Source organism: Cryobacterium sp. TmT2-59 (assembly GCF_004403545.1).
GTDB classification, from domain to species: domain Bacteria; phylum Actinomycetota; class Actinomycetes; order Actinomycetales; family Microbacteriaceae; genus Cryobacterium; species Cryobacterium shii.
In genome coordinates, this window is the sequence record NZ_SOGM01000011.1 from 1 (window position 1) to 3,745 (window position 3,745).

At 63.6% G+C, this 3,745-nt stretch carries 4 protein-coding genes; all 4 read right to left on the reverse strand.

What is annotated here, in order from left to right:
* On the reverse strand, positions 1-474 hold a 474-nt coding region (locus E3T24_RS01460; protein ID WP_134434207.1), incomplete at its 3' end, for an ABC transporter ATP-binding protein.
* A 94-nt stretch (positions 475-568) separates the two neighbouring features.
* Positions 569-895 (reverse strand): non-heme iron oxygenase ferredoxin subunit, encoded by a 327-nt coding sequence (locus tag E3T24_RS01465; RefSeq protein WP_134434208.1) that lies wholly within the window; start codon positions 893-895, stop codon positions 569-571.
* 220 nt (positions 896-1,115) lie between these two features.
* Positions 1,116-2,285, reverse strand: coding sequence for a Fe-S cluster assembly protein SufD (sufD, locus tag E3T24_RS01475; protein WP_134434209.1), 1,170 nt, complete (start codon positions 2,283-2,285; stop codon positions 1,116-1,118).
* 50 nt (positions 2,286-2,335) lie between these two features.
* Positions 2,336-3,745: Fe-S cluster assembly protein SufB (gene sufB / locus E3T24_RS01480; RefSeq protein ID WP_134366859.1), on the reverse strand; the 1,410-nt coding region annotated here is incomplete at its 5' end.

Sequence of the window (3,745 nt, forward strand, 5' to 3'; positions counted from 1 at the left end):
GATCTCGTTGCGCTTCTTCTCACCGCCGGAGAAGCCCTCGTTCACGTTGCGCTCGGCGAAGGACTTGTCCATCCGGAGCGCCTTCATCGACTCGCGCACGTCCTTGATCCAGGTGCGGATGGGCGGCGCCGTGCCGTCGATCGCGGTCTTCGCGGTGCGGAGGAAGTTCGTCACGGTCACGCCGGGGATCTCGACCGGGTACTGCATGGCCAGGAACAGGCCGGCGCGGGCGCGCTGGTCCACGGTCATCGTGGTGACCTCTTCGCCGTCGAGCAGGATCGAGCCGCTGTCGACGGTGTACTTGGGGTGACCGGCGATCGTGTACGCGAGGGTGGACTTGCCGGAGCCGTTGGGCCCCATGATGGCGTGGATCTCGCCCTCGTTGATGGTGAGGTTCACACCGTGCAGGATCTGCTTGGTGCCCTGCTCGGTCTCGACGCTGACGTGCAGGTCGATGATCTGTAGCACTGACATGGAATTCTCTTTCGNCAGGTCGATGATCTGTAGCACTGACATGGAATTCTCTTTCGTTTCTTCGGCGCAAGCGCCGGTAAGTGGGGGGGGAAGGTCAGACCGGGACGATGACGGAGGGGTCGATGTAGACGTCCCCGTCGATCAGGTCGACCTTGTACACGGGGACAGGCTCGTAGGCCGGAAGGTTCAGCGGTTTGCCGGTCTTGAGGGAGAACTTGGAACCGTGGGCCCAGCACTCGACGGTGTCGTCCTCGACGAACCCCTCGGACAGGGAGATGTCGCCGTGGGTGCAGGTGTCGCCGATCGCGAACACGGCGTCGGCGGCGTCCCGGACGACGACGATGGGCACGCCGTCGATCTCGACCTTGACGGCCTCATTGATGCCGAGTTCTTCGAAGGCGCAGATCTTCGTGGACGCCATGTTATTTTTCCTCTGTTCCGAGTAGTTCTGCTTCGATGGCCAGTTGGAGGCGGTCTTCGAGGGCGGGGGATCCGATCTGCTGCACGATCTCGCTGAGGAAGCCGCGCACGACCAGACGCCGCGCCTCGTCTTCCGNGTCTTCGGCGCAGGCGCCGGTAAAAAATGGGAGTGGCCGACGGGTCGGCCGGGGGTCTGCCGGTGGTGGGGCGGCGACGGATGCTTAGCTCGGGCTGCTCGCGGTCAATTCTGCTTCGATGGCCAGTTGGAGGCGGTCTTCGAGGGCGGGGGATCCGATCTGCTGCACGATCTCGCTGAGGAAGCCGCGCACGACCAGACGCCGCGCCTCGTCTTCCGTGATGCCGCGGGACTGCAGGTAGAACAACTGCTCATCATCGAACCGACCCGTCGCACTCGCGTGCCCGGCACCCTTGATATCGCCGGTCTCGATCTCCAGGTTCGGGATCGAGTCCGCCCGGGTGCCCTCCGTCAACACGAGGTTGCGGTTCTGCTCGTAACTGTCCGTGCCCGCCGCGTTCCGCCCGATGAGCACGTCACCGATCCACACCGTGCGGGCGCCCTGGCCCTGCAACGCCCCCTTGTACGTGACCCGGCTGCGACTGTTCGGCGCGTCGTGATGCACGAACACCTGCTGCTCCAGGTGCTGACCCGCGTCAGCGAAATACAGGCCCAACAAATCCGTGTCCGACCCCTCCCCGGCCAGCCGCACCGACGGATTCACCCGCACGATACTGCCGCCGAGGCTCACGACCACATGCTTCAGGCGCGCGTCCCGGCCGACGGATGCGAAATGGTTGGTCAGGTGCACGGCAGTGTCGCCCCATTCCTGCAGGCTCACCACCGTCAGGTTCGCGGACTCCCCCAGGATGATCTCCACGTTCTCACTCAGGCGGGCTTCGCCCGTGTTCTCGAGGATGATCGTGGCCCGGCTGAACGGTTTCGCCTCGATGATCGTGTGCGCGGCCCGCGGCCCCGCACCCAACTGGGACCGGGTGAGGGTGACCTCCTTGGCCTCTTCCCCACTGATCGTGATCGCGAGGGCCCGCTCGAAACTGGACCACGCGTTCGCGGCGGCGCGCTCCTCCGGGGCGCCGGCGGCGCCGACCCGGGAATCATCCCGGTTGACCCAGGCGACGTCGACACCGGCAACATCGGTCGATTCGATCGGGTACACGGACCCGTCCAGGACCCCCGCGGTCAGGTCGGTGAACTTCTTCACCGGGGAGAGCTTCCAGACCGCTTCCCGCCCCGTGACGGGTGCGAAGTCGGCGACGTCGACGCTCGTGAACCGGTCGTTGCGGGTCTGCACGGGGACGAAGCCGAAGCGGCCGTCCGAGTGCTCCTTGATGCCGTGCTGTTCAGATGTCGGCATCGCTTCAGAAGCGGGCATGGCTGTATTCAGTGGTGCTGCGACGGCGGACATCAGCCGACCGATCCTTCCATGCCCATTTCAATGAGCTTGTTGAGTTCCAGGGCGTATTCCATCGGCAGCTCCCGCGCAATGGGCTCGATGAACCCACGCACGATCATCGCCATCGCCTCATCCTCGGGCATCCCCCGACTCATCAGATAGAACAACTGCTCCTCACTGACCCGAGACACCGTGGCCTCATGACCCAGCTGCACATCATCCACCCGAATATCGATGGCCGGATACGTGTCAGACCGCGACTGCGTATCCACCAGCAGAGCGTCACACCGCACCGTGTTCGCCGAGTGATGCGCCGTGGCATCCACCCGCACCTCACCCCGGTAACCCGACCGGCCACCACCCCGCGCAATCGACTTCGACACGATCGAGGACTGCGTATACGGGGCCATGTGGATCATCTTCGCGCCCGCATCCTGATGCTGACCCGGACCCGCGAACGCCACCGACAACGTCTCACCCTTGGCATGCTCCCCCAGCAAATAAATCGACGGGTACTTCATCGTGACCTTCGACCCGATATTGCCGTCGATCCACTCCATCGTGGCGCCCTCGCCCGCCGTGGCCCGCTTCGTGACCAGGTTGTACACATTCGTCGACCAGTTCTGAATGGTCGTGTACCGCACCCTGGCGTTCTTCTTCACCACGATCTCCACCACCGCCGAATGCAACGAATCAGACGAATAGATCGGAGCCGTGCAGCCCTCGATGTAGTGCACATAACTGCCCTCATCGGCAATGATCAACGTGCGCTCGAACTGGCCCATGTTCTCCGTGTTGATCCGGAAATACGCCTGCAACGGAATCTCCACATGCACGCCCGGCGGCACATACACGAACGAACCCCCCGACCACACCGCCGTGTTCAGGGCCGCGAACTTGTTATCCCCCGACGGGATGATCGTGCCGAAATACTCCTGGAAAATCTCCGGGTGCTCCTTCAACGCCGTGTCGGTGTCCATGAAAATGACACCCTGCGCCTCGAGCTCCTCATTGATCTGGTGATACACCACCTCGGACTCGTACTGCGCGGCCACACCGGACACCAGGCGGTTACGTTCCGCTTCCGGGATACCGAGCTTCTCGTAGGTGTTCTTGATGTCGTCGGGCAGGTCCTCCCAGGTCTGGGCCTGCTTCTCCGTGGACCGCACAAAGTACTTGATGTTGTCGAAATCGATCCCGGACAAATCCGCGCCCCACGTCGGCATCGGCTTCCGCTCGAACAACTCCAACGCCTTCAACCGCCGCTGCAACATCCAGTCCGGCTCGTTCTTCAACCGCGAAATATCGGTCACGACCTCCGGCGAAACCCCGCGCCTGGCGGACGCGCCCGCCGCATCGGAATCGGACCAACCAAACTCGTACGTACCGAGCCCCGCAAGTTCGGGGCGGTCAAGCAGGAC